A 25751-nucleotide genomic window follows, 5' to 3' on the forward strand; every position below is an offset into this window, starting at 1 on the left:
ATGTCATCACTGGAGAAAATCCTGCAACTGGGCATCAAGGAACTGCGCAGTCTGGCTCGAGACCCGGCCATGCTGCTGCTGATCCTCTATGCGTTCAGCATGAGCATCTACATCAGCGCCACGGCGGTTCCCGAGTCGCCTCATCGCGCCACCATCGGCGTGGTCAACGAGGATGCCTCAACGCTCTCCTGGCGACTGATCGACGCCTTCCAGCTGCCCTATTTCCTGCCCCCTGAGCCGATCACCCGGGAACAAATGGACAGCGGCATGGATAGCGGACGCTACACCTTCACCCTGGATATTCCACCCGACTTCCAGCGCGACTTACTCGGTGGCCGGGGCGCCGAGATACAGTTGAATGTCGATGCCACCCAGGTCTCTCAGGCCTTTACGGGCGCCGCACATATCCAGCAGATCATCTCCAGCGAGGTGCGAGAATTTCTGACCCGACATCGCGCCGAACTCGCCATGCCAGTGAAGGCGGTCGTCCGTTCTGCCTACAACCCCAACCTGAACCGGGCCTGGTTCGGCGCCATCAACGCGGTAATCGACCAGATCACCATGCTGTCGATCATCCTGACCGGTGCCGCCCTGATACGCGAACGAGAACACGGGACCATAGAACACCTGCTGGTGATGCCGGTCACCCCGATGGAGATCATGCTGGCCAAGGTGTGGTCCATGGCCCTGGTGGTGCTGGTAGCCTCGTCACTGGCCTTGCGCCTGGTCGTGCAAGGCTGGCTCGAGGTCCCCGTGAGCGGTTCGGTGGAGCTGTTCCTGTTCGGCGCCGCGCTGCACCTCTTCGCTACCACCTCGATGGGCATACTGTTAGGCACCATCGCCCGCTCCATGCCTCAGCTGGGGCTGCTGATCATCCTGGTGCTGATCCCCTTGCAGATCCTCTCCGGCGGTATGACCCCGCGGGAGAGCATGCCAGAGCTGGTGCAACAGATCATGCTGGTCGCACCCACGACCCACTTCATCCAACTGGCCCAGGCGGTACTGTTCCGAGGCGCCGGTATCGCGGTGATCTGGCCGCAACTGCTGGCGCTGGCCGCCATCGGTGGCACTGTCTTCCTGCTGGCGCTATCGCGTCTGCGGCGCTCGCTACAGTAGCGTTCAGCGCGTTTCAGATTCCAGCCTCGCCACGGCCCGCTCGACCGCCCCGCGGTAGCCGCTTCCGAACAGCAGCAGGTGGTTGAGCAGCGGATAGAGCTGGAAGAGTGTCTCGCGCCTCGGCCAGTCGGCCGGGGCGCGGCCGTTCCAGTAGGCCTCGAAGAAGGCGTCACCCGGCGCGCCGAACAGCGTCAGCATGGCCAGGTCTACCTCCGGGTAGTGACGATAGACCGCCGGGTCGATGATCGCCGGCCCCTTGGGTGTGAAGAGCACGTTGCCCGACCAGAGGTCGCCATGCACCAGGCTCGCCGGGGCATCCGGCAGCCAGGCCTCGAGCCCCTGGGCGATGGCCTCGAGGCGACGGCGCAGCCCACTATCCATGAGGCCGCGCTGGTGGCAGACCTCGGCGAGCGGCAGCAACCGCCGTTCGCGCTGGAAGGCGCGACCGTCGACGAGTGGCGCATTGGGCTGGGGCGTCAGGCCACAGGCGTTGTCGTGAGGCCAGCCATGGGCGTCGCCGACATCGGCGTGCAGCGCCCGCAGGCCCTCTCCCAGGCACGCCGCGTCGCCCCCGGAGCGTCCGCCTCCGCTCTCCAGCGCCTCCATCACCAGCCAGCCATCGCCCTCGGCCAGCACCTCAGGCACGATCAGTCGCGTGCCGGCCTGGCGCAGGGCGCGCAGGCCGTCGGCCTCGCCGGCCAGCCGCGCGGGATCATCGCGCTTGATCACCACCGCCCCCTGGTCGGTCATCAGGCGCTGGACCTCGGCAATATCGCCACCGCCGAGGGGAACGGGCTCTCCTCGCGGCGTGAGGGCCGCCGAGTCCAGCAGTCGCGCCAGTGTTCGCTCCATGGGGTCATGCCTCCTTTTCCGTACCGATGGCCCCGAGGGTCGCCAGCCCGGCCGACGTTGTCAAAGCACCCGGCGCTTTCAAAGCAATGGGAAGGCCAACAAAAAAGACCGCCCCGGAGGGCGGCCAAAGAACACAAGCGCGGGATTAAGAACGGCAAAGGCTCGGCGGATAGATCGGAGGAAAGTTACTCCGGCATCAGCACCCCATCGATCACGTGGATGACACCGTTGCTCGCCTCGATATCCGCCTGGATGACGGTGGCATCATCAATCATCACGCTGCCGTCCATGGTGGTGATGGTGATGTCCTGGCCCTGGACGGTGGTGGCACTGTCAGCCGCCATGGCGTCCTCAGCCATGATCATGCCGGGCACCACGTGATAGGTGAGCACGGCCTGCAGGGTCGCCTGATTCTCGGGCTTGAGCAGGTCCTCGACGGTACCCTCCGGCAGCGCGGCGAAGGCCTCATCGGTGGGGGCGAAGACGGTAAAGGGACCATCACCCTTGAGGGTCTCGACCAGCTCGGCAGCCTGTACCGCGGCAACCAGCGTCTCGAACTGTCCCGCGCCCACGGCGGTATCGACAATGTCCTTCTTCATGCCGTGATTGTCGGCCTGCACGCCGCTGGCGAGCATCAGGCCCAGCATGCCGGCACCGATGGCGCGGGCCATGGGCGTGGTAAGAGGGGCAGTGATGGAGGTGGTTAGGGTCTTCATGGGGCACTTTCCTCTTGTTTTACCGCGGACGCTTCTCGCCCGGCGGAAGTAACTCACTATTGGCTTGGAACACCCGGCGGAGGCCTCTCCGCCTCAACCTATACAGAAATTAGACCCTGTATAGATATTGGACAAGTATTATTTTTCTCCGGGGCCTCTTTTTCTCCGCAACATTCTCGGCAACATCATGGCTGACGACGCCGGCGCGATATGGCACAAGGAGAGGCATCCCCCAGCAGAGAGGAGTCACGACCATGTACAAGCTGGCCTTCTTCGTGCCGATGGCGGACGCCGAGCGCGTCAAGGAAGCCGTCTTCGCCACCGGCGCGGGGCGCATCGGCGATTACGAGGCGTGCTGCTTCCAGACCCCGGGCACCGGGCAGTTTCGCCCGCTGCCGGGCGCCGACCCGCACATCGGCCGGGTCGGCGATCTGGAGCGCGTCGAGGAGTTGAAGGTGGAGCTGGTCTGCGAGGATGCATTGATCCGCGAGGCGGTGGCCGCCCTGCGGCAGGCCCACCCCTACGAGGAGCCGGCCTTCGACGTCTGGCGGCTGGAGACCTGGTGAACGACATGCACCCTCAGAGGAGGCAAGGCATCCCGGTTAGATCTGACAAGGGGCTCCGGGGGCAGGTCGAAGAGGGGGGCCTACGCCAGGGGTGAGGAGCATTGCTCCGAACGGGCTGGCCATGGATGGCCAGCACCGGACCTGCAAGCGGAGCGGGACGCGAGAGCGCAGCAGGGCGTCGGTAGCGCCCAGGGAGGGGTTCACAGCGCCCCCTCAAAGACCTGTCGACGGGACGGATAGGATAGACAGTTAACTGCGATAGCCCTGCCAAGGAAGCCGGCGGCTGGAGACGCGCCGCGGCTCGGCCTATGATGCGAGGCCGCATGTTCCGTTCACACTCAGGAGGTTACCCCCATGCCCATCGCCATGATCACCGGCGCCACGTCCGGCTTCGGCCGCGCCGCCGCCCGGCGCTTCGCCGACGCCGGCTGGTCGCTGATCCTCACCGGTCGCCGCCAGGAGCGGCTGGACGCCCTGGAGCAGGAGCTCGCCGAGCGCGTCGAGATGCTGACCCTGGCCCTGGACGTGCGCGATGCCGAGGCGGTGAAACACGCCGTCGAGTCGCTTCCCGAGGCGTTTCGCGGAGTCACCTGCCTGCTCAATAACGCCGGGCTGGCGCTGGCGCCCCAGCCGTCGCAGCAGGTCGACCTGGCCGACTGGCACACCATGATCGACACCAACGTCACCGGCCTGGTCAACGTGACCCACGCCATGCTGCCGCTGCTGATTGCCACCGGCGCGGGGGCCAGCATCATCAACATCGGCTCGGCGGCGGCCAAGTGGCCCTACGCCGGCGGCCACGTCTACGGCGCCACCAAGGCGTTCGTCGAGCAGTTCAGCTACAACCTGCGCTGCGACCTCAAGGGCACCGGCGTGCGGGTCACCGATATCGCCCCGGGCCTGGCCGAGACCGAGTTCACCCTGGTGCGCACCAAGGGCGACGAGGCCGCCTCCGAGGCGCTCTACGGCGACACCACGCCGCTGCAGGCCAAGGACGTCGCCGAACAGATCGTCCATGTGGCGACGCTGCCCGCGCATATCAACATCAACTTCCTGGAAATCATGCCGACGCGGCAGAGCTGGTCGCCGACTCACGTCGAGCGCGACTGAGGCCGTCGAGAAGAACGGTAGATCGAGCAGCGCCCCGGGGCGGGGCGCTGCCGAACCTAGGCGCGGTCGATCTAGACGCTTGCGAGCCTGGGCGCCTCCGAACCTAAGCGCTGCCGAAATAGCGCTCGCGATCCTCGGCGGTGATGTCGCTGACGTGCAGCGGAAAGGCCGCCTCCCGCCGGTCATCGTAGAAGTGGCGCAGGGTGCGCTCGATGGTCGGGAAGGCGAGCTCGTCCCAGGGAATCTCGTGCTCCTCGAACAGCGCCACCTCCAGGCTCTCGGGGCCGGCGTCGAAGCCGCCGGCGAGATCGGCCCGGAAGATCATGTAGACCTGGTCGATGTGCGGCAGGTTGATCAGCGTGTAGAGGCCGTGAATCTCGATCTCGGCACAGGCCTCCTCCCACGTCTCGCGGGCCGCCGCCTCGACGGTGGTCTCGGCGTTCTCCATGTAGCCCGCCGGCAGGGTCCAGAAGCCCTTGCGCGGGGAGATGGCGCGGCGACACAGCAGCACCCGGCTGCCGCTCACCGGCAGGGTACCGGCGACGATGCGCGGATTCTGGTAGTGGATGGTGCCGCACTCGTCGCAGCAGTGGCGAGGACGATCGTCCCCGTCCGGAATCGCGAAGCGCACGGTATGGCCACAGTGACTGCAGAAGTTCATGGCGCTCCCTGGCAGGCCGGAGGGCGGCATGGCGGCCGCCCGGTCAGGGCTTGACGCCGCTCATGGCGGCCGAGTAGAAGGAATCAAACCCGATGGAAGCCCCATGTTAGAGAACCTTCGTGAACGCCTGCAAGCACACCGCCCGCGCCGGATCAGACTGCGCCTGCCCGAGGCGGCGGTGCTGCTGCCCATTGTCGACCGCCCCGAGCCGACCCTACTGTTCACGCGACGCGCCGGCCACCTCAATACTCACAGCGGCCAGGTAGCCTTCCCCGGCGGCAAGCGCGAGCCGGGCGATGCCGACCTGCTGGCCACGGCGCTGCGTGAATCCCGCGAGGAGATCGCCCTGCCCTCCGAGCGCGTGGAGCTGCTCGGACGGCTCTCGGATGTGATCTCGCTGCACGGTCTGCGGGTCACGCCCTGGGTGGGGCTGATTCCGCCCGACCTGCCGCTGATCGCCGATCCCGGCGAGCTCGATGCCATCTTCGAGGTGCCGCTGACGCACTTCCTGGAGGATCAGCGCACCCACACCGACGTGATCCGGGTGGACGGCCGTGACTACTACGTGCCCAGCTACCGGGCCGATGGCCAGGTAATCTGGGGACTCTCGGCGATGATGCTGGTGGAGCTGCTCGCCGAGGGCTTCGCCATGCCCATCAGCCTCTTCGAGCGCCCGCCGGGCGAATTGATCCACCTTCCCGAACGCGGAGTCTCCCGCCCATGATGCCGACACGCGAGGCCTTCGCCACCGCCCTGCCCCGCGCCCGCCTGGCCGAACTGGTCGATGCCCTGGTGGAACAGGGCTTCTACGTCGGCGAGGACTTCATCCCCGCCGAGCTGTGCGCGGCGCTGCACCACGAGCTCGACGCCATGGCCGACCACGAGGCGCTGGAGGCCGCCGGCATCGGCCGCGGCCAGGAGCACGCCCTGCGCCGGGACATCCGCGGCGACGCCATCCGCTGGCTGGACCGCGAGAGCCAGGCCCGCCGCCAGTATCTGGAGGCCATGGCCGAGCTGCAGCAGGAGCTCAACCAGGCGCTCTTCCTGGGGCTCTTCGAGTACGAGGCGCACTTCGCCCACTACCCGCCCGGCGCCTTCTATCGCCGCCACCTCGACAGCTTCCGCGGCCGCGCCAACCGCGTGATCTCAACGGTGGGCTACCTGAACCCCGATTGGCCCGAGGACGGCGGCGGCGAGATGGTGATCTTCGCCGCCGACGATCCCGAGCGCGAGGTGGCCCGGGTGCGCCCGCGGGCAGGTACCTTCGCCTGCTTCCTCTCCGACCGCGTGCCCCACGAGGTGCTGCCGACCCGCCTGCCGCGGGCGAGCATCGCCGGCTGGTTCCGGCGCAACGCCTCGCTGGGTGGCCTGGTGGACCCGGCGCGCTGATGGCGAGCGCGGCCGACAAGGGGGAGAACGAGCGACTCAGGGCGCGCTGCTTGGCACTGGAAGCGGAAAAAGCCGAGCTCGAAGCGGACAACGCAGCGCTGGAAGCGGAAAAAGCCGAGCTGGAAGCGGAAAAAGCCGAGCTCGAGGCACAGAACGCGGCGCTGGAGGAGGAGAAGCGCCACTACCGGTGGCTGGCCGACAGCACCACCGACCTGATCTCCCGCCACGCCCGGGACGGCACCTTCCTCTACGCCTCGGCGGCGGCCCGGGAACTGCTCGGCTACGCGCCCGAGGAGCTGGTCGGCGTCTCGGCCTACGACCTCTTCCATCCCGCGGACCTCGCCGACCTGATCAACAAGTCGCCGCGCATCTACTACCACGACGGCTTCTACCAGCAGACCTACCGCTTCCGGGCCAAGGACGGCCACTACGTCTGGTTCGAGACCACCAGCCGCACCCGCCGCGACCCCGCCACCGGCGAGCTTCTGGACGTGCTCTGCGTCTCCCGGGACGTCAGCCGGCGCCTGCAGGCCGAGGCCCACCGTGAGCGCCTCGCCCGGGTGGTGGAGTCGACCACCGACTACGTGCTGTTCCTCGACGGCGACGAGCGCATCTTCACCGCCAACGAGGCCGCCCGCCGCCTGCTGGCCCGCGCCGCAGACAAGCGGCCCGACACGCTGCATCTCGACGCGGCCTATACTCCCGAGTCGCTTGCCGTGCTGCGCGAGGTCGTGCTGCCCGCCGTGGCGCGCTACGGCTCCTGGAGCGGCGAGCTCGCGATGCGCGGCCCGCGCGGCCCCGTGCCGGTGCTCAGCGTGGTGATGGCCCACCATGGCCCCGCCGCCGCGCCCGATCATCTGTCGCTGATCAACCGCGACATCGGCCTGCGCAAGGCCGCCGAGGCCCAGGAGCGCCGCCACCAGGAGCAGATCGCCCACGCCAACCGCCTGGCGACCACCGGCGAGCTCGCCTCCAACATCGCCCACGAGCTCAACCAGCCGCTGGGCGCCATCGCCAACTACGCCAGCGGCGCCCTGCTGCGCCTCGAGGCCGATCCGACGGGCCCGGCCGGCGAACTGACCGTGCCGCTGGAGCGGATCAGTGAACAGGTCCAGCGCCTGGCCGAGCGGCTGCGCCACATCCGCACCTTCGTGCGCAAGGGTCAGACCCGGCCGCGGCCGGTGGCGCTGAGCGAGGTCGTCGAGGCCGCCTGCCGGCTCTGCGAATGGCAGTTCCAGCAGGCCGGCATCGCCCTGGACGCTGCGCTGCCCGAGGCGCTGCCGCGGGTGCAGGCCGATCCGGTGGCGCTGGAGCAGGTGCTGGTCAACCTGCTGTTGAACGCCCTGGAGGCGAGCCGCCCCCATCCCGGCGCCGACCGGGTGACGCTCAGCGCCCGGCAGAGCGGCCCGCGGGAGGTGCGTTTCACCATCAGTGATCGCGGCCCCGGCGTGGCCGAGGCCGAGCGCGAGCGGATCTTCGCGCCCTTCCATTCGGGGCGCCCCGAGGGCCTCGGCATGGGGCTCGCCATCAGCCACTCGCTGATGGAGGCGATGGGCGGGCGGCTCGAGCTGGCCCCGGCCGGCGGTTCCGGCGGCGCCACCTTTGCCGGTACACTGCTCGCCGAGCCCGGGCCGCTGCCGCCGGCCCGCTGAGCGGCTTAATTCACTCCGCTTACGTTCACCCGGCTTCCGTTCACCCGCGTCCTTTGCTCACCCCACCTGGAGGGGCCCGTGCCCGACAAGCCCTGTATCGCCGTGGTCGACGACGACCAGGCCCTGCGCGACTCCCTGACCTGGCTGCTCGACTCGGTGGGCCTTTCGACCCTGGCCTACGGCGACGGCGAGGCGCTGCTCGACGCCGCCCCCGAGCGCCACGACGTCATCCTGCTCGACGTGCGCATGCCCGGCCTCTCTGGGCTGCAGGTGCAGCAGCGGCTCGCCGAGCGCGGCGACGACACCCCGGTGATCTTCATGACCGGCCACGGCGACGTGCCCATGGCCGTGCAGGCGCTCAAGGCGGGCGCCTGCGACTTCATCGAGAAGCCCTTCAACCACCAGCAGCTGATCGACACCGTGCAGCAGGCCCTGGCCCAGCACCGTCGCCACCGCCAGGCTCAGGCGCGCCTCGAGGCGCTGCGCGAGCGCTACGCCGGCCTGCGGCCCAAGGAACGCCAGATCCTCGTGCACGTGGCCGAGGGCCTGACCAGCCGCGAGATCGCCGCCGAGCTCGGCATCAGCGCCAAGACGGTGGAGGTCTACCGCCTGCGCGCCATGAAGGCGCTGGGCGCGGCCAACCTGGCCGAGCTGGTGCGGCTCTGCGTGGCGCTTGAGCTGGTGAGCCGCTATCCCGAGGGGAGCTGATCCGAAACGGTCTGATCAGAGAGAGCCTGATCCGGAAGGGTCTGACTCGGGAGGGCCTGATCCAAGATGGCCGGGCCCGAAAGTGAAGGCGGCACGACCGCCTCCCGGCCGTCGCCCAGCTTGATGATGATCTCCACACGACGGTTGCGGGCACGCCCCTCGGCGATGTCATTCGAGGCGATCGGTCGCGTGTCGGCGTGCCCGGTCACCGTCACCCGTCCGGCCGCCAGCGCCTCATTCTCCAGCAGCAGGTTCGCCACCACCGCCGAGCGCATCGCCGAGAGGTCCCAGTTGCTGGCATAGCGTGAGCTCCGCACCGGCACGTTGTCGGTGTGGCCGCGCACGGCGATGCTGCCCGGGGCGTCCGCCAGGGTGTCGGACAGATCGCCCAGCAGCTCGGCAAAGGAGGGCGTCACCGCCGCCGACCCCGAGGGAAAGGAGCCCTGCTCGTTGACGCGAATCACCACGCTGCTGGCATCACGTTCGACGTCGACGCCGCCCTCATCGATGGCAGTTTGCAGCCGATCTTCCAGGTTTCGCTGCAGCGCCTTCAATCGCTGCTCCAGCCGCATTCGATGGGTATCGAGCATGGGGCGCTCGCGCGTCGTCGTCTGGCGCACCTCGTCTCGCAGGGTCGGCTCAGGCTCGGCCGGCGAAAAGCGATCCATCACCGCGCTGGTCCCCTTGGGGATGGTCTCGGCCGGCACCTCACGCTGAACGCCAAACGCCTTGGACATCTCCCCGGCCAGCTGCTCGAAGCGTTCAAGATCGATCTCGGCAAAGGACAGCAGCAGCACGAAGAAGCAGAGGAGAAGCGACATCAGGTCGGCGTAGGTCACCATCCAGGCCGGAATCTCGTTCTTGCTACGCGATCTCTGCCTAGCCATTGGACGTGCCCTGCTGGGCCGCCGAGTCACCGGACGTCGCGGCATCGCCTTCGCCGCCCTGCTTGCGCCGATCCCGCACGTCATCCGGCAGGTAGGTGAGCAGCATCTGCTCCACGATCCGCGGATTCTTGCCGTCCTGGATCGCCATCAGGGCATCCGTCCACAGCGACTGAAGCTTCTCCTGATGATCCATGCGGGTTTCCAGCTTCTCGGCGATGGGCTTGGCGACGATGTTGGCCAGCAAGACGCCGTAGAGCGTGGTCAACAGCGCCACGGCCATGGCCGGGCCAATGGAAGAGGGATCGTCCATGTTCGAGAGCATCTGGATGAGGCCGATCAGGGTACCGACCATGCCCATGGCCGGCGCCACATCGGTCAGGAGGCGAAAGGCCTTGGCCCCCGTCTGGTTGCGATCCAGGGTCATCAGGCGCTCCTTGTCGAGCATCTCCTTGATCACCTTCTGATCGAACCCATCTGCCAGCATCTGCAGGCCCTGCTGGAGGTAGCGCGAGCGCGTCTCGAAATCTTCCAGCGCCAGCAGGCCACCCTTGCGCGCCAGGTGGGCGACCTCGAGCATCTCCTCGATGGTCTGGGACGTATCCGGCAGCGTATTGCGAAAGGCGCGGCTCGCCGCGGTCAGCGCCATGCGGCACTCGCTGAAGCGCAGCTGTGACAGCACCACCATCAGGCTGCCGCCAAACACGATCAGCAGGCTAATGGGGTTGATAAATATCATCGGCGAGTCGCCGAGCCCTATCGCGCCGGCGATCAGGGCGGTGGCGCCCAGCATGCCGATGATGGTTGCAAAATCCATGGCCTTTACTCCGCTGCTCTTGTTTTCCCTGGCGCCTGTTGCCTGGCACGGCCCCTAAATTAACATGCCCTTTAGCGGCACCACAGCATACACCATCCGGTCTGACGTGCTGCCTCCCGTCCCGGCAGCCCTTACGAGGTTGGCAACGACATCCCTACCTACACTGCCATCAGGCATCCCGCGAAACGTGGATGCGTTGACTGAGCAAGGGAGAGGCCGAGATGAACAGGACGGACGTCAGGACCCTTCAACGGTTTCTCGCCAGGAGCGGCACCTACCGAGGCAGGATCGACGGCCTGCGCGGCCCGAAGACCCACGCCGCGATGAAGGACGCCTTCCACGCCCATGCCGACCTGGTGCCGGCAGAGGTCGACGCCTGGAGCGACAGGCGACGCGCCGTCACCTGCCTGCAGATCGCCTGTCGCCTGCACAAGATCGAGGTCGGTCCGATCGATGGCCTGTGGGGCCCGCAGACCGAGTACGCGGCCGAGGTGCTGGCCACCATCCAGGAGACCGGCCAGCCGCCCACCCCCTGGCGGGATCACCAGCCGCTTGATACCAACCCCAACGGCTGGGTCCGCGAGGCGGAGCTCAAGACGGCGCTGGGCTCACCGACCCGCAGGCCGCCGATGGTGGTGGTGCCCTGCCCCTGGCAACTCTGCCTCGCCTGGGACCTCGGCACCCGCGCGAGCGGGATCGGCTGCCACGAGATGGTGGCGGAGAGCCTGACCCGCATCCTTTCGAGAGTGAACGATCACTACGGCCCCGAGCGACTCAGAGAGCTGGGGCTGCACCGCTACGGCGGCTGCTACAACAAGCGGCGCAAGCGGGGCGGCACCGCCTGGTCGACCCACGCCTGGGGCATCGCCATCGACTGGGACCCCGCCCATAACAAGCTCAAGTGGGGGCGCGACCGCGCCCGAATGGCGCGGCCGGACTACGACACCTGGTGGCAGATCTGGGAGGAAGAGGGCTGGGTCAGCCTCGGCCGCACGCGCAACTTCGACTGGATGCACGTGCAGGCGGCCAAGCTCTGAGCCGACGCGCGCGTCAGTCGCGCAGTATGGTCATGCGGCGGGTCTCGTCCTCGGGGAAGACGCGGCCGGTCTTCAGCGCGGCGAAGAGGTGCAGGAAGACCACGCCGGGCTCGCCGAAGACCTCGCCCGAGCGGAAGTAGGAGTGCCCCTTGGGGTAGTCGTAGCGGGTGTTGACGTCGTCGCAGTCCACGGCGAAGACGTTGCGCCCCACCTTCGCCATGTCCTCCGGGCCGGAGTGGCCGAGGCGCCGCGAGGCAATGCGGTTGCGCAGGTTCGAGGCCTTGCTGGCGCGCAGCGCCAGGTCATCGGAGGCGAAGTAGACGGTGACGTTGCGCGAGGCATGCGTGATGGGCTCGCCGGCGTTCCCCTCCTCCAGCGACTCGTTGACGATATCGGCGGCAATCAGGAAGGTGTTGCGAAACAGCAGCGGCACCCCACCCGGCAGGTAGTACTTGCGCCACAGCCGCAGCGTCTCTCTCAGCACCCGGTTGCCCATGGAGTGAGCAAGCACGTTGATACGCTTGAGACAGGGTGTGGGGTCCGTCGCGAACTGATCGCCCTCGCGCCAATCCAGGAAGCGCTGCAGCACCCGGGCGAAGGAGAAGGCGCTCATGTCGGCCGACTCCTGGTCGTCCCAGTAATCCTTGACGACACCCAGGTCGTTGTCGCAGGGCCAGATCAGCGGCACCACCAGCACCTCGCCGGGGGCGCTGGCATCGCACAGGGCCTGGAACTCACGTACCGCGACGAACACGTCCTCGGGCAGGTTGGAGAAGCCGTGGAGATAGATCAGCACCTGCCGGGCGTTGGATTCCTTGAGGCGGCGCAGAAACGCCGTGCTGCCGACCTCCTGATACTGCCCCAAACCTACCTCCTCGCAGTAGAAGACGGAGTTGCTGGCCGCGTTGTTCTTGAGATCGAAGGCGAAGGGGCGATTGGCCCGGGTGCGGATGCTCTGGGTGGGAAAGCGATTGGTGATGAACAGCATGAAGGGCCACCTCGCGGTGAGCGGCAGGTGGCCCTGCCCGGTCCCTTCAAGCTAGCACAGCGCACGCGCTCGGCCAGGCGGGGCCCGGCCGAGCGCGTGGCTCTCGCGGCCTCAGGCCTTGAGGACGTAGCGCAGGATCTCGACCACCTGCTCGGTGGTGGTGGCCCAGGCCATGGCCGAGGCGTCGACCTCCTTCAGCGGGTGGATGATCGACTCGCCGTGGAGGGTGACGTAGGGCTTGCCCAGCGCCGCGCAGTAGCCGGCATCGAAGGCCGCGTTCCACTGCTTGTACTGGTCGCCGAAGCGCACCACCACCAGATCGCTCTGCTCGATCAGCGTCTTGGTACGGATGGCGTTCACCTTGGACGACTTGTGGTCGCGCCAGAAGCCCTCGCTCTGCGGGCCCAGGTGATCGCCGGCGGCATCGCTGGCGTCGTGATCGGTGACCGGCGCGGTGAAGACGACATCGAGGCCGGCGGCCTCGGCGCCGCGCTGGATCTCGTCGCGCCAGTCGGTGTGGATCTCGCCGGAGAGATAGACGTAAAAGCTCATGCGGGTTCCAGGACAGGGAAGTGTGACCGCCATGGTAGCCCAGCCGTGGTGCGAGTGGAAATCCCTTCCATATATGAGAGGCGCCTCACCGAGCCCGCCTGTAAGGCCGGGAGCCGCATCGCGACAGAGCGCCATGCACGCAGACGCGAGAGGAGACCGATCATGAATCTCAAACGCTGGTGGATGGCCTTCGCCCTGTCGATCGGCCTGGCCTGGTCGCTGGGCGCAGCCGCCGACGGGCGCATCTTCACCCGGGATGGCCTGGCCATCGGCGGCACCGACCCGGTGGCCTACTTCACCCAGGGCGAGCCGGTGGCGGGCTCCCCCGAGTTCCAGTGGGAGTGGCACGAGGCCACCTGGCAGTTCGCCTCGGCCGAGCATCGCGACCTGTTCCAGGCCGACCCCGAGGCCTATGCCCCGCAGTACGGCGGCTGGTGCGCCTGGGCGGCGGCCAACGGCGAGGCCGCCTCGACCGTGCCCGAGGCGTGGAAGATCGTCGACGACAGGCTCTACCTGAATTACAGCAAGTGGATTCAGTGGCGCTGGGAGCGCGACATTCCCGGCAAGATCGAGGCGGCCGACGCGCACTGGCCGGATATCTTCGGGGGGTGAGGCAATGGGGGCAGAGACAGGCGCATTTTTCTATTGAGCGCCTCGCCATGGCTCAGGCAGGATGAAGACTCAGGAGAACACGCCAGGGACGGATCCATGGCCTACCCCCGGAGGAGCCAAATGCAACCGCTGAGCTATTACTACTACAACGTGCTGGAAGGTCTCGAGAAGCCGAGCGACGTGCCGTCGACTCTCCTGCAGGAGGGCTACGACATCCTCTACCGCCTCGGTGGACGCGTCGAGATGGACCTCATCGCCAAGGCCGAGGAAGGCGACGCGCAAGGCGAGCCCTTCCACTGGTACGAAGCCCTCGATGCCGAGCAGCGGGCAAAATTGCACAAGGCGCTGGAGGACAACAACCCGGCGAAGATCCTCAAGGTCATGCAGCGCAACGGCTACGCCGGCGTGCTCTACCACCACGCCAGGGCGCACTTCCAGACGGCTGCCGACGTCGCCTAGACAGACGCTTCGGTACCGCAACGAAAAGGGCCCGCGAGATCGCGGGCCCTTTTGTGTATTGGTGGGTCGTCGTCGACGCTCGTTTGAGCAGGCGGGGAGCGTTCGAAGTGCATAGTGCCGTCGGTCAGTGAGCGGCACAGCAACTCGATTGAATCGCATCGAAAGAATATTGGGCCACCCCACGGTCTTTAAACTAAGTAGCAGCCTCGTTATCGAAGCCGCATATGAGAACGAGACCATAAACGGGCACAAACAATAGTTCAGCACTACTAAAACACGTCATTCAAAGAAAAATAATTGCCAGATAAAACAGCGGAGCAAGAGGAAAATTTTGGATTATATTAAAAAACTCGTCATGCAGCACTCCTCTTAACCAAGAAAAAACCAGCTTTAAATAGAGACTTTTTATAAAAAGAAGATTTTTTATCCAGAAAATCGTCTACTATCTCGATTAACTCATCAACAAAATCTACCGTGGTTTGAATCTTGTTTTCCATTATGTAGTCAACTTTAGTCATATCGTTCACCAAATGGAACTGATGTGCTGATGTCACTACGATATAACTGCTAGTGGTTCTACTTAGCAAAGAAGCTATTTGCATTCCGTCTTTGGCCACGTCAGGTTCCGTAATCCCTTGCACATCTAATATTACAATATCATAAGGTTTGTTCTGCAGCTTATTGAGCAGTGGAGTATCTATTTTTGAGTACCTTTCAATTTTACCAAAACCCGCATTTTTGGCTATACCCAACATTCTTGGGTTGAAATAGATATCTTCATCATCCACAATGCAAATATTTACATTGTTTATTCTCATCAGAAACTTACCAAACCCTTTCAGTGGCTTATGCTTCATGCTCTTAAATTCCTGATTATAAATACCTGCTTTGCTTTCTCGTCATCCATGAGCTCTTGCTCATGCACAAGCTCTAAGAGGTCAGAAGTTCTTTTGCTAAGCTCGTTATAGTGCTGGATAAGTACTTGCGCCCAATATAAACCATAACCAAAGCCTTCAGACTCCTCTTTTGATTGAAAGCCTTTTTCAAAAATAACCCCTGGATCGATAATTGGCCTAGATACATTAGTGAACCTTAGCTCAATATCATGGTTTTTGTTTTCCTTGGCACTAATAGTTGCAGTGCTTTCATCAATACTATATTTCCAAATATTATCCATCATTATCGAGACTATATACTCAATCATGTGTGAGGCAAAGGTTATATTGGTCTTCTCATCAACATCAAATTGGAAATTAATATTTTTAGACCTGCGAGTATTAACAATCAAAGAAAACACTTTTGAGTACTTATCCAAAACCTTTAAAAGATTGACCTTTTTATCCAGGTTTGCGGAGTAATGAGAGCTTGGATGGAACTCATTGACTCCTGCAATCATTTCTATAAATTGATCAATTATTACCGTCGCACCAACAATTTTACTAGCGGGGTTTTCAAGATCAATCCTTTTAGTGCTTACCGTAGGGTCTATGAGAGACGCTTCTGCAACAATCGCTTGAAGAACTTTGTTTAACTCATGCCTTAAATTATGAGATATATGCCTTAAAGTAACAGATTCTTCTTTCTTCTTGATAACACTCCCAGTATTGTAAAACGCAACACCGTATTGGCAAAATTCAAATGTGCCCACCTCCGATTTTTCGCAATCTTTAGAAGGGCAACGAATACAAATACCTAACATAATATCCCCTGATGACGAGGAGCTGCATGGAGGAAAATAGGGGACAGAGCCTCATTTCACTCTTCAACGTTTATTGGATCTGCTCCAATTGTTTATATTTTTTGCTGCTTCATACTCAAAAACTCTACTGAAAGCTTTTTCAAGACCGCCTTCATTTGATTCGTGGTATATTTTGCAGGTGGGAAATTGGCTGCTAGAGCATAAGCTTACTTCAGAGGGTATGATTCACCAGAAATCAATAAAAACCTGTCAACTCTATTCAAAGTTTGCCGTCAATGACGGACTCACGCTTTGCATTTTCCCACTCCGCTCAGTAGCTGCTTCATCGTTAATACTGGAGCTGTCGTTTTTCTCCTCCTTGATCAATGCACCTAACAAACACTAAGAGGAATTCACTTAGCCAATTAATATGGTTTTATATTTATAATTGGCTAAACTCGCAACCCTTCTCTCCGAAACATATCTACAATGGTAATACACTCTACTCCAACTGCTTTGCAAACATTGGGGATCTTAGGTCTAACTGGTGAATTACTAAACTTCTCCTCAGTAACCACTGAACACTTATTACATAAGGCAGTAGCTATTATAAATGGATCGCCACTTGATTTGTTTTTCTTTAAATCGAGCAACCCAGGATATTTTCCTAATATATCGGTAGCCGCCCTTTGAACTTTTTGATCAAGGGGATAAAAAAATTCAGATTGGCCTTGCGCCCATTCAAGAACCTCATCATCAAAAGCACTTAACTCCTCTAACACATCCTCTGCTGATATTATTACTCCAGCTTCAGAAATCTCTGTTAACTTAGCCCATGCCGTTGGAAAAACGTCTTTAGGATAAGTATGCCTCATTTTTGTTAAAGAGCAAGTATCGATTACATATCTTGCATCGTTCATACTAGCTCTCCACACTTAATTCAATCTTTGGAAAATGCTTTGCTTTGACACCAAGGTAATCAGAAGCATCGCTTGATGTGATCAATGAAGAATTCATCGCATCAAAAACAAGCGATACAAACTGTTTTCCTTTAGAACTCACAGTATCAACTGAAGGTGTAACAAACCCACCTTTACTCTTTTTCTTAGCAATCTCTGCATCTTGCCGATATCTTTCTCTGTTTTCTTCATAAAACGATTGAGTGGTTAGATTATGATCTAGTAATTTTCTCAGAATCACTTCCCTACTAACACCAAAGTCTCTCGAAATAGGAGAAAGTATCTGATCGTTCCATCCTTCAGGTTCAGTGTTTCTAATAGCAGGATAAGATAGCAAGTACTCATCAGGAACTAGAGCTTGTGATGCCACTTTATTACAAAACACCTCAAGTTTTTGCTCATGAGGTGGCATACTAGTATTGCTGCTCAAGTCGCACAACCCACTTGATCGCAGAAGAATATGGGTGAGCTCATGAAGAAGAGTAAATGTTCTGGCTGAATAAGCGTCTTTCCTATTAACCACTAGCAGAGGTTTGTAATCGAAAAACACTGAATAACCACGCATTTCATTCAAATCAATCTTAGTTGACTGCAAAACAAGGCAACCAAGTTCAGCAATTAATTCCCGCCACATGTTAAATGCTTGGCGACTGGTTCTTGCAGTTTTCTGTTTAGAAAACGACATTCCTATTGATTTCCGAATTCGCTTTGCCACTTCGCTCGGACTTTCTTCTAAAGAGCAAAACAACTGGAAACTTTCTTGATTTTCACCAAGCTCAGACTCAAGCTCCACAGCAATCTCTCTTGAGTTTAAATTACTCCTTAGGTCAATATATATTTCCGGATTAATATCTAAAGCAGTGCTTCCGTGATGCCTTCTAAAATCCTTTACTGGTGATTTGAATAATTCTGGCGGCTCAGGAAGAAAAAACGCCCCAAAGTTTATCTTATAAGATTTAGCAACACCTCTTAACTGCCTTACTGTTGGCCGCTCAACACCTGCCTCCCAATTCTTAAGCTTTTCCTCTGTAATTCTTAATTTCTTGGCGGCATAGGCCACATCCATCCGTATACTTTCTCTAGCCCATACTAAAAGTTCTGGGTTGATTTCAGCTCGATGACTAATAGTCATTAACCCACCCCTTTACAATTAATATAAAAATCAACATGAAGCACGCTCTTATATTTTAAATAGCGCTACGACACAAATTCCCATCAAAGGTTTTCTTCCGAAAGCCAATGCAAATTTTTAGTCATTTAACAAAATAAGGAAAAACCATATAAGTGCTAACGTACCTACCGCTATTTTCGAAACGACATATCTAGGGTGATAGCAGCTTGTAATGCCGTAATGCCAAAGCCTGGCGAGAAACATTGCCCACACACGCGTGGGCCAACGTAGCTGGCATTAAAAGTACGAGCCACGCTACCGCCACGACAGGCCCGTGAGGTGCCGCCTTCCTGGCCGCTATGGGAAAGAAGCGTCTCCATCCTGAGACAGCAGACATCCGCGCGGAAACATCTGGTAACACATAGGCTACCAAAGATTTCTTCGGCTGTGTGAGAAGTGGCTAATGCATAGGTCTTAGAAGGGAGTGTTTCAGCGTGCGGTGGTTGCCAGCTTAGAAGAAGGTGGCGCTAGTTGCGGCGGGCGCTGAGCAGGTGCGCGGAGACCTCGAACACGGCGCGGCCGCGAGGATCGATGACGTCGCCCAGTTCGACCTGGGCCTCGCTGAGCACCCGCTGGATGGTGGCCTCGTCGAGGTGCACGCCCATCACCGGCAGCCAGCCGCGCAGGTCCGCCTCGAGCAGGGAGGTGATGCTGGGGAAGTCGGCAATACCCTGACGGGTGGTCACCGCCACGTCCTCGAAGCCGGCCTCGCGGGCCATGGCCGAAAGCGCCGCGGCGTCGCCGAGCACGAAGGGGGCGCGCAGCGCCTCGGCGGCGGCGGGGCCGGCGATGCGCTCCAGCAGGGCGACCTCGCGGGCGTAGGTGGGGTTGCCGTCCAGGCCTTCGAACACCGCCACGGCGAGCCGCCCCGCCGGCACCAGCACGCGGTGCATCTCGCCAAGCGCCGCCCGCGGGTCGATGAAGAACATCAGCCCGAACTGGCACAGCACGGCGTCGAACGCTTCGTCCTCGAAGGGCAACTGCTGGGCGTCGCCCTGGCGCCAGAGGATCTCCGGGGCGAGCTCGCGGGCCACCTCGAGCATGCCGCCCGTCGCATCCAGGCCGACCACCAGCCCGCAGGGGGCGGCGCGGGGCTGGGCCTCGCGGGCGAGGATCCCCGTGCCGCAGGCCACGTCCAGCACGCGATCGCCGGTCGCGACCCGCGCCAGGTCGAGCAGCGGCGTGGCCCACTGCCGAAAGAGCGCTGGCACGAAGAGCGCCTCATAGGCGCGGGCCGCCTCGATCTCCTGAGTCATCGGTGTGTCATTCATCGTGCGCCCTCCCCTATCTACCCCCGATGAGAACGGGGGCAGGCGGGCTGCGGGCGTCGATAGGAAGCGGCGGACGTCACGTTGCCCGCCCACATTCCGAGTATAGCCCGGCCCCGAGGAAGGAAACGGTGGCGGGACCGAGCGGCTTACTCCAGAGTTACTGCCGACTCACCGCGGGCTCGGCGCCAGGGCATCGCCGACGGCGAGCGAGCGGCCGCTGCCGGCCAGCAGGATGGCGTTCTGGCCGAAGTAGCCGCCCGGGGCGAGGCGGGTGTTCATCTCCACCAGGGTGCGCAGCGGCTCGCCGGGCACGGCGATCTCGCCGGTCGCCTGGTCGACGGTGGTGATCTTGCAGCGCTGGCAGGGCTTGCGCAGGCCCAGGCGCACCGCGCCCTCGTGCAGGGCGAACTCGCCCCAGCCGTCTTCGGCGAAGGGCTCGGCGGCGTCCACCACGATGCTGGGCCGGAAGCGCGCCATGGGCACGGGCGCTAGGCCCTTGGCCGCGAGGCGGCGGTTGACCTCGTCAAGCGATCCTTCGGTGACCACCAGGAAGGGGTAGCCGTCGGCGAAGGCGGTATGGGCTCGCTCGTCGGGGGCCAGGTAGTGGGCCTCGACGTCGCGACGCTGGTCCGGGGCGAAGCGTACCAGGCGCAGGCCGCTGCCCTTGACGTCGCCGAGCACGGCGCCGAGCCAGGCGGCGGCCTCAGCGCCCTCGTCCAGCGCCTGGCACTGGTCGTCCCAGACGTGCACCGGCAGGCGCGGCTGGTCCGCGCGGTCGAGCGGAATGGCGAGCGGCGCGGCGTCGGGATGCTCGAGCACCAGCGCCTCGTCGGTCAGGCGCACGCCGATCTGGGCCATACCGGGGAGCTGGCGCTGGGTGACGAAGCGGCCGATGTCGTCGACCACCATCCACTGCCGATCATGGGCCAGGCCGCGCTCGGTCAGCTCGGCGCGCTCGAGGGGAATGCCGCGCAGCGACTTCACCGGGTAGATATTGAGCTGGGTGATCTTCACGGGTCGTGCCTCTCGCCGATGGGGCCCCTATCGTGCCGTGCCGGGGCGGCCGGGCAAAGGGGCTCGCGGCGCGGGTGCGTCAACGGGCGGGTCGGCGTGGGGCGACGAGGCGGGTGTCGACGTGCCCCCGAGGAAGCGGCCTCAGAGGCGCTGGGTCTCGATCACGTAGCCGATGATCGGGTAGCCGGCCTTCTTGGCGGCCTTCTCGGCCTCGAGCTGGGCCTCGATCTTGGAGATGCTGGTGGAGGCGTGCTCGAACACGGTATCCATCTCCAGCGGCTTGGTGCGCACCGCCAGCTTGACCAGGTGGCCGGTCTTCGGCGCGCCGGCGGCCTTGCTGCGAGGCGCCTTGGGTGCCGCCGCGGCGGCAGGCGCCGACTTGGCATCGCGGCCCTTCACCGTGCCCTGCTTGGGGCTCATGAAGTCCTCGATCTGGCGACGCATCACCTGTTCGAATTCGCTCAGTTCTGTTTCCATCGTTGCTCCGTAGGCCGCGCGCATGCGGCAGGTTGATTCATCGGGGCGGCGTCACCCCAGCGATACGTCCAGCATCATCATGATCGTGAAGCCGGCCATGGTGGCCATGGTCACCAGGTCGATATTTTCATATTGACGCTGAGATTCCGGAATCAACTCCTCGACCACGACAAAAATCATCGCCCCGGCGGCGAAACAGAGCGCGTAGGGCAGAATGCTCTGCATGTTCAAGACGAACAGCGCCCCGATGACGGCGCCGATCGGCTCGACGGCGCCGGAGGCCTGCCCCATGAAGAAGCTCTTGCGCTTGCTCATGCCCTCGCGCCTCAGCGGCATGGCCACGGCCGTGCCCTCGGGAAAGTTCTGGATGCCGATGCCGATCGCCAGTGCCAGGGCGCCGCCCAGGGTAGCCGAGGGAAGATCGGCGGCCACCGCGCCGAACGCCACGCCCACGGCCAGCCCCTCGGGGATGTTGTGCAGGGTGATCGCCAGCACCAGCAGTGTGCTGCGCTGCCAGGTCGTCTTGATGCCCTCGCTCTTGTCCATGCCGAGGCCGGGATGCAGGTGCGGCAGGATTCGGTCGGCCAGCCGCATGAAGATCCCGCCGCTCATGAAGCCGATGACGGCGGTCAGCCAGGCGACCTGCCCCAGCTGCTCTGCCATGTCGATTCCCGGGGCCAGCAGCGACCAGAAGCTGGCGGCAATCATCACGCCGGCGGCGAAGCCAAGCATGCAGTCCATGAACCGGGGATTGACGGTGCGGGTGAAGAATACCAGGGCGGCACCGGCCGCCGTGACGCCCCAGGTGAAGAGGGTGGCGAGAAGCGCTTGCCAGACCGGATCCAGTTCTACCAGATAATCGACCACGTGTGACACACCGTTCGCTACGAGAAAGTTCGACCCCTTGTCGATGCGCGCGCCGCCCGAGCCCCCTGGGGGGCTCGGGCGGCATCGTTTCGACTCGGCGTCTCTGCCGACAAGTGGCCCTGCGAAGGGGGGCATGGTACCCCCCTGCCGCGGGGCTGAACACCGCCGACGAGGCGCGAACGTCAGCGATCGCCCCCTCGAGGCTCAGGACACCTCGAGGGCGATCTTGAGCACGCCGTCGCGCTGGTGAGAGAAGAGGTCGTAGGCGTCGACGATCTGCTCCAGCGGGTAGCGATGGGTGACCATGGGGCCGAGATCCAGGCGGCCGCTGTCGATGATCTGCATCAGCCGGCGCATGCGCTCCTTGCCGCCGGGGCAGAGCGAGGTGACGATCCGGTGGTCGCCCAGGCCCGCGCTGAAGGCGTCCAGGGGAAGGGTCAGGTCCTCGGAGTAGACGCCCAGGCTCGACAGGGTGCCGCCGGGCTTGAGCACCCGCAGGGCGGACTCGAAGGTCTGCTGCAGGCCCAGCGCCTCGATGGAGGCATCCACGCCGCGCCCGCCGGTAAGCTTGAGGACCTCGGAGACCACGTCGACCTTGCGGTAGTCGATGACCACGTCGGCGCCCATCTTGCGGGCCATCTCGAGGCGCTCGTCGACCCCGTCCACGGCGATGATCAGTCCGGCGCCGCGCAGCCGGGCGCCGGCGGTGGCGCACAGGCCGATGGGCCCCTGGGCGAAGACCACCACGCTGTCGCCGATCTTGATGTTGGCGGATTCCGCCCCGGCGAAGCCGGTGGACATGATGTCCGGGCACATCAGTACCTGGTCGTCGGTGAGGCCGTCGGGCACCGGCGAGAGATTGGCCTGGGCATCCGGCACGCGCAGGTACTCGGCCTGGGCGCCATCGATGGTGTTGCCGAAGCGCCAGCCGCCCATGGGCTTGTAGCCATGGCCGCGATGGCCGCCGTCCTGGGCGCTGCAGCCGTCCTGGCAGGCGTAGGAGGTGAAGCTGGGGCAGATCGCCCCGGCGATCACCCGCTGGCCCTCGGCATAGCCTTGGACATTGGCACCGAGCTTCTCGATCACCCCCACCGGCTCGTGGCCGATGGTCAGGCCCCGCTCCACCGGGTACTCGCCCTTGAGGATGTGCACGTCGGTGCCGCAGATGGTGGTGGTGGTCACCCGGATCAGGGCATCGTTGGGGCCGATCTCCGGCAGCGGCTTGTCGTCGATCTCGATGCGGCCGGGTTCGACGAAGACGGCGGCTTTCATCATGGTGGGCATGAAGGGCTCCTGGCATGCATTAGAATACAAGCGGTTAAGCTATAGCAGCCACACGCCGCTCTTGCCCTTGATGCACGTCAAGGAAGCATCGACGCGTCTCCCGTGTTACCACCTGATCTCTGCCAACCTCAAGGACGTCGAATGTCAGCGGCCGATACCCTTCGCCTGATCCTGCTTTCCACCCTGTGGGGCATGTCGTTCATCTTCATGCGCGTGGCGGTGCCCGAGTTCGGCCCCGTGCCGCTGATCCTGCTACGCATGGGCGTCGGGGCGCTGCTGCTGGTGCCGCTGCTGCTGAGCGCCCGCTACCTGCGCCTGGTGTGGGACCACGCGGGCCGGCTGCTGCTGCTCGGCCTGATCAACCACGTGCTGCCCTTCTCGCTGCTGGCGCTCGCCACCACCCGGCTGGAGGCGGGCTTCACCTCGCTGATCAATGCCACCACGCCGATCTTCACCGCGCTGATCGGGGCACTGTTCTTCGCCACCCCGATTCAGCGCCAGCAGTACCTGGGGCTCGCCCTGGCGCTGTTCGGCGTCTATGTGCTCTCGGCGGACCGGCTGGACTTCGCGCTGGGCGGCGATGGCTGGTTCATCCTCGCCGTGCTGGGCGCCACCTTCTGCTACGGCGTGGCCGGCAACTACGCCAGGAGCCACCTCGCCCACCTGCCGGTGCGGGTGCTGGCGGCCGGCAGCACCAGCGCCTCGGCGTTGATCCTGCTGGTGCCGGGGCTCGTGCTGTGGCCGGCGGAGCCGATCAGCGGCCTGGCCTGGGGCAATGGCCTGGCGCTCGCGGTGCTCAGCACCGCGCTGGCCTTCCTGCTCTACTTCGGCCTGATTGCCAGTGCGGGGGCCACCGCGACCTCCACCGTCACCTTCCTGGTGCCGGTCAGCGCCCTGCTATGGGGCTACCTGCTGCTCGACGAGGGGCTCAGCCTGCAGATCCTCGCCGGCATGGCGATCACCCTGGCGGGCACCGCCATCGCCACGCGGATGATCCGGCTGCGCCGCCGGGCGATAGCATAGACTGACCGGGAACAGACCCCGCGGACAGGAGACGCCATGGCCACCGTCGAGATCCGTTTCCACGATCGGCTGAACGACCTGCTGCCGCCGGCTCGGCGCGGCCGACCGCTCACCCCTGACGTGACGCGGCGGGCCGCGATCAAGGACCTGATCGAGTCGCTGGGCGTGCCCCATACCGAGGTCGACGTCATCCTGGTCGATGGCGACTCGGTGGGCTTCGGGCACATCCTTTCCGGCGGCGAGCGGGTCGAGGTCTACCCCTGGCCCCGCGCTCCGCGAGCGGCCCGCCACCTGCGCCCCGCTCCCCCAACATGCCCGCGCTTCGTGCTGGATGCCCACCTCGGCCGGCTCGCCCGCTACCTGCGCCTGCTCGGCTTCGACTGCCACTACCGCCCCGACATCGGCGATGCCGAACTGGCCGCCATCGCCGAGCGGGAGACCCGCGTGGCGCTGACCCGCGACCGCCCCCTGCTCAAGCGCAAGCGGATCCGTCTCGCCCACTGGGTACGTCACACCGATCCCTGGCGTCAGGTCGAGGAGGTGTGCGACGAGTTCGACCTCGTCCCGGCCCTTGCCCCCTTCACCCGCTGCGCGCGCTGCAACGGTCGGCTGGCCAGCGTCGACAAGGCGTCGGTGATCCACCGGCTGGAGCCGCTGACGCGGCGCCATGTGGAGACGTTTCTCGAGTGTGAGGCGTGCGGCCGGCTCTACTGGCACGGCAGCCATGTCTCGCGGATGGAAGCACGGGTGGAGCACCTGAGGCGACGAGACCTCAGTGAGAGGGCGAGGGAGAGAGAGAGGAAGAGGGAGAATTGACCGACTCGACCGCCGACTCTTGCACCGGCTCGCCTACCGACTCTCTTAACGGCTCCCCTAACGACTCTCTTACCGATTCCCTCACGACCAGGCAGGGATCGAGCCGCAGCACCGGCTCCAGGGGCCTTCCGTGCTCCAGGCGCTCGATCAGCTGGGCGCTGGCCATCGCGCCCAGCTCGTAGACCGGCTGGTGCACGGTGGTCAGGGCCGGAGTGAGATAGCGCCCCAGCTCGATGTCGTCGTAGCCCACCACCGACAGGTCGTCGGGCAGCGAGAGCCCATGCTCGCGGGCCGCCCGCATGGCGCCGATGGCCACCAGGTCGTTGAAGGCGAACAGCGCCTGGGGAGGCGACGATCCTGCGAGCAGCCGTCGCATGGCGTCATGGCCACCGTCGGCCATCAGGTTGGTGGCGACGATGCGCGATGCCGGCGGGCGAAGCCCCGCCGCCTCCAACGCGGCCAGGGCGCCGGCCAGGCGCTCGCGTGAACGCGGGTGCGAGGCCGGGCCGGTCAGCAGCGCGATGTCGGTCAGGCCGCGCGAAAGAAGATGCTCGATGGCGAGCCTCGCGCCCAGGCGCGAGTCGTCGTTGACCACGGCGATGTCCTCGCCGCTGGTCGGATCGGCATCCATCAGCACGGTGGGCAGCGGCTGGCGCGCCAGCGCCGCCAGGAAATCGGGCCCGCTATGGGCGGTCATCACGATCAGGCCGTCGACGCGCTTGTCGCGCAGGGCCTGCAGGTAGGAGAGCTGCCGGGCGTCGGCATCGCCGGTGTTGCACAGCATCAGGCTGTAGCCGTGGGCGAAGCAGTGATCCTCGACGCCGCGAATGATCTCGGCGAAGAAGGGGTTGTTGGCGGCCGTCACGATCATGCCGATGGTGCGGCTGCGGTTCGACTTCAGGGCCCGGGCGATGCTGTCGGGCCGATAGCCGAGTTCGGCGATGGCGCGCTGCACCCGCACCTGGGTGGCGGGGGCAACGCGCCGCGTACCGTTGACCACGTGCGATACCGTGGTCACCGATACGCCCGACTGCCGGGCGACGTCCTTGAGACGAATCATGGCTTGGCCGCC

29 protein-coding genes are annotated in these 25751 nt (G+C 63.6%); 12 read left to right on the top strand and 17 right to left on the bottom strand.

The window, feature by feature from the left end:
• Positions 1-1116: an ABC transporter permease gene (locus RSO68_RS04550; protein WP_315585592.1), complete on the top strand. Its 1116-nt coding sequence runs from the start codon at positions 1-3 to the stop codon at positions 1114-1116.
• A 3-nt stretch (positions 1117-1119) separates the two neighbouring features.
• Here RSO68_RS04550 and RSO68_RS04555 read toward each other — a convergent pair whose 3' ends face one another.
• Together RSO68_RS04555 and RSO68_RS04560 are read right to left on the bottom strand one after the other, a co-directional pair.
• Positions 1120-1968 (bottom strand): fructosamine kinase family protein, encoded by an 849-nt coding sequence (locus tag RSO68_RS04555; protein ID WP_315585593.1) that lies wholly within the window; start codon positions 1966-1968, stop codon positions 1120-1122.
• A gap of 185 nt (positions 1969-2153) precedes the next feature.
• Positions 2154-2684, bottom strand: a complete 531-nt coding sequence (locus tag RSO68_RS04560) for a fasciclin domain-containing protein (protein ID WP_315585594.1) — start codon at positions 2682-2684, stop codon at positions 2154-2156.
• A gap of 254 nt (positions 2685-2938) precedes the next feature.
• Here RSO68_RS04560 and RSO68_RS04565 point away from each other — a divergent pair, with 254 nt between their 5' ends.
• Positions 2939-3250, top strand: a complete 312-nt coding sequence (locus RSO68_RS04565) for a Nif3-like dinuclear metal center hexameric protein (RefSeq protein ID WP_089851692.1) — start codon at positions 2939-2941, stop codon at positions 3248-3250.
• Between the two features lie 354 nt (positions 3251-3604).
• Positions 3605-4360, top strand: coding sequence for an SDR family NAD(P)-dependent oxidoreductase (locus RSO68_RS04570; protein ID WP_315585595.1), 756 nt, complete (start codon positions 3605-3607; stop codon positions 4358-4360).
• A gap of 103 nt (positions 4361-4463) precedes the next feature.
• Here the strand turns inward: RSO68_RS04570 and RSO68_RS04575 are convergent, their stop codons facing one another.
• The gene (locus tag RSO68_RS04575; RefSeq protein WP_315585596.1) at positions 4464-5021 is read right to left on the bottom strand and encodes an NUDIX hydrolase; all 558 of its coding nucleotides are present in this window, start codon (positions 5019-5021) and stop codon (positions 4464-4466) included.
• Positions 5022-5124: 103 nt separating this feature from the next.
• On the opposite strand from RSO68_RS04575, the gene RSO68_RS04580 reads away from it, so the two are divergent.
• The 4 genes from RSO68_RS04580 (at position 5125) to RSO68_RS04595 (ending at position 8770) form a co-directional block, all read left to right on the top strand.
• Entirely contained in the window at positions 5125-5745 is a 621-nt protein-coding gene (locus tag RSO68_RS04580) for a CoA pyrophosphatase (RefSeq protein ID WP_089851698.1), read from the top strand.
• The gene (locus tag RSO68_RS04585) at positions 5742-6410 is read left to right on the top strand and encodes a 2OG-Fe(II) oxygenase (RefSeq protein ID WP_315585597.1); all 669 of its coding nucleotides are present in this window, start codon (positions 5742-5744) and stop codon (positions 6408-6410) included. The genes RSO68_RS04580 and RSO68_RS04585 overlap by 4 nt, the downstream gene beginning before the upstream one ends.
• Entirely contained in the window at positions 6410-8062 is a 1653-nt protein-coding gene (locus RSO68_RS04590) for a PAS domain-containing sensor histidine kinase (RefSeq protein WP_315585598.1), read from the top strand. Before RSO68_RS04585 ends, RSO68_RS04590 begins: the two co-directional genes overlap by 1 nt.
• A 78-nt stretch (positions 8063-8140) precedes the next feature.
• Entirely contained in the window at positions 8141-8770 is a 630-nt protein-coding gene (locus RSO68_RS04595; RefSeq protein WP_315585599.1) for a response regulator transcription factor, read from the top strand.
• On the opposite strand, the gene RSO68_RS04600 is transcribed toward RSO68_RS04595, so the two are convergent.
• Both RSO68_RS04600 and RSO68_RS04605 read right to left on the bottom strand, forming a co-directional pair.
• The gene (locus RSO68_RS04600) at positions 8752-9657 is read right to left on the bottom strand and encodes a flagellar motor protein MotB (RefSeq protein WP_315585600.1); all 906 of its coding nucleotides are present in this window, start codon (positions 9655-9657) and stop codon (positions 8752-8754) included. The genes RSO68_RS04595 and RSO68_RS04600 overlap by 19 nt on opposite strands.
• Positions 9650-10471 carry a MotA/TolQ/ExbB proton channel family protein gene (locus tag RSO68_RS04605; protein WP_315585601.1) on the bottom strand — a complete coding sequence of 274 codons (822 nt, stop codon included), beginning with the start codon at positions 10469-10471 and terminating at the stop codon, positions 9650-9652. The genes RSO68_RS04600 and RSO68_RS04605 overlap by 8 nt, the downstream gene beginning before the upstream one ends.
• Before the next feature lie 221 nt (positions 10472-10692).
• Here RSO68_RS04605 and RSO68_RS04610 point away from each other — a divergent pair, with 221 nt between their 5' ends.
• Positions 10693-11508, top strand: coding sequence for a peptidoglycan-binding protein (locus RSO68_RS04610; RefSeq protein ID WP_315585602.1), 816 nt, complete (start codon positions 10693-10695; stop codon positions 11506-11508).
• 13 nt (positions 11509-11521) lie between these two features.
• Here RSO68_RS04610 and RSO68_RS04615 read toward each other — a convergent pair whose 3' ends face one another.
• Both RSO68_RS04615 and RSO68_RS04620 read right to left on the bottom strand, forming a co-directional pair.
• A complete protein-coding gene (locus RSO68_RS04615) occupies positions 11522-12496 on the bottom strand; it encodes an alpha/beta hydrolase (protein ID WP_315585603.1) in 975 nt (324 codons plus the stop codon).
• A 111-nt stretch (positions 12497-12607) separates the two neighbouring features.
• Positions 12608-13048 carry a YtoQ family protein gene (locus RSO68_RS04620; protein ID WP_138180687.1) on the bottom strand — a complete coding sequence of 147 codons (441 nt, stop codon included), beginning with the start codon at positions 13046-13048 and terminating at the stop codon, positions 12608-12610.
• 162 nt (positions 13049-13210) lie between these two features.
• Here RSO68_RS04620 and RSO68_RS04625 point away from each other — a divergent pair, with 162 nt between their 5' ends.
• Both RSO68_RS04625 and RSO68_RS04630 read left to right on the top strand, forming a co-directional pair.
• A complete protein-coding gene (locus RSO68_RS04625) occupies positions 13211-13660 on the top strand; it encodes a YHS domain-containing (seleno)protein (protein WP_315585604.1) in 450 nt (149 codons plus the stop codon).
• Between the two features lie 120 nt (positions 13661-13780).
• On the top strand, positions 13781-14119 hold the full coding sequence (locus tag RSO68_RS04630) for a hypothetical protein (protein WP_315585605.1): 339 nt from the start codon (positions 13781-13783) through the stop codon (positions 14117-14119).
• A 353-nt stretch (positions 14120-14472) separates the two neighbouring features.
• On the opposite strand, the gene RSO68_RS04635 is transcribed toward RSO68_RS04630, so the two are convergent.
• The 9 genes from RSO68_RS04635 to RSO68_RS04675 all read right to left on the bottom strand — a co-directional run bounded on the left by RSO68_RS04635 (position 14473) and on the right by RSO68_RS04675 (position 22840).
• Positions 14473-14976, bottom strand: coding sequence for a hypothetical protein (locus RSO68_RS04635; protein WP_315585606.1), 504 nt, complete (start codon positions 14974-14976; stop codon positions 14473-14475).
• The gene (locus RSO68_RS04640) at positions 14973-15818 is read right to left on the bottom strand and encodes a hypothetical protein (protein WP_315585607.1); all 846 of its coding nucleotides are present in this window, start codon (positions 15816-15818) and stop codon (positions 14973-14975) included. The genes RSO68_RS04635 and RSO68_RS04640 overlap by 4 nt, the downstream gene beginning before the upstream one ends.
• A 431-nt stretch (positions 15819-16249) precedes the next feature.
• Entirely contained in the window at positions 16250-16717 is a 468-nt protein-coding gene (locus RSO68_RS04645) for a DUF4411 family protein (protein WP_315585608.1), read from the bottom strand.
• A gap of 1 nt (position 16718) precedes the next feature.
• Positions 16719-17888, bottom strand: a complete 1170-nt coding sequence (locus RSO68_RS04650; protein WP_315585609.1) for an ImmA/IrrE family metallo-endopeptidase — start codon at positions 17886-17888, stop codon at positions 16719-16721.
• 506 nt (positions 17889-18394) lie between these two features.
• Positions 18395-19198: a methyltransferase domain-containing protein gene (locus RSO68_RS04655; RefSeq protein ID WP_315585610.1), complete on the bottom strand. Its 804-nt coding sequence runs from the start codon at positions 19196-19198 to the stop codon at positions 18395-18397.
• Positions 19199-19366: 168 nt separating this feature from the next.
• A complete protein-coding gene (locus tag RSO68_RS04660; protein WP_315585611.1) occupies positions 19367-20212 on the bottom strand; it encodes an MOSC domain-containing protein in 846 nt (281 codons plus the stop codon).
• A 141-nt stretch (positions 20213-20353) separates the two neighbouring features.
• Positions 20354-20689 (bottom strand): hypothetical protein, encoded by a 336-nt coding sequence (locus RSO68_RS04665; RefSeq protein ID WP_089852205.1) that lies wholly within the window; start codon positions 20687-20689, stop codon positions 20354-20356.
• Positions 20690-20740: 51 nt separating this feature from the next.
• Positions 20741-21556 carry a ZIP family metal transporter gene (locus tag RSO68_RS04670; protein WP_089852207.1) on the bottom strand — a complete coding sequence of 272 codons (816 nt, stop codon included), beginning with the start codon at positions 21554-21556 and terminating at the stop codon, positions 20741-20743.
• 204 nt (positions 21557-21760) lie between these two features.
• Positions 21761-22840: an NAD(P)-dependent alcohol dehydrogenase gene (locus RSO68_RS04675; RefSeq protein ID WP_315585612.1), complete on the bottom strand. Its 1080-nt coding sequence runs from the start codon at positions 22838-22840 to the stop codon at positions 21761-21763.
• 141 nt (positions 22841-22981) lie between these two features.
• Here RSO68_RS04675 and RSO68_RS04680 point away from each other — a divergent pair, with 141 nt between their 5' ends.
• Positions 22982-23863: a DMT family transporter gene (locus tag RSO68_RS04680; protein WP_315585613.1), complete on the top strand. Its 882-nt coding sequence runs from the start codon at positions 22982-22984 to the stop codon at positions 23861-23863.
• A gap of 36 nt (positions 23864-23899) precedes the next feature.
• Positions 23900-24679, top strand: coding sequence for a Mut7-C RNAse domain-containing protein (locus RSO68_RS04685; protein WP_315585614.1), 780 nt, complete (start codon positions 23900-23902; stop codon positions 24677-24679).
• Here the strand turns inward: RSO68_RS04685 and RSO68_RS04690 are convergent.
• Positions 24636-25739 (bottom strand): LacI family DNA-binding transcriptional regulator, encoded by a 1104-nt coding sequence (locus RSO68_RS04690; RefSeq protein ID WP_315585615.1) that lies wholly within the window; start codon positions 25737-25739, stop codon positions 24636-24638. The two genes, RSO68_RS04685 and RSO68_RS04690, sit on opposite strands and share 44 nt — an antisense overlap.
• Positions 25740-25751 lie beyond the last annotated feature (12 nt).

This window comes from Halomonas saccharevitans, assembly GCF_032333995.1.
Classification (GTDB): Bacteria; Pseudomonadota; Gammaproteobacteria; order Pseudomonadales; family Halomonadaceae; genus Halomonas; species Halomonas saccharevitans.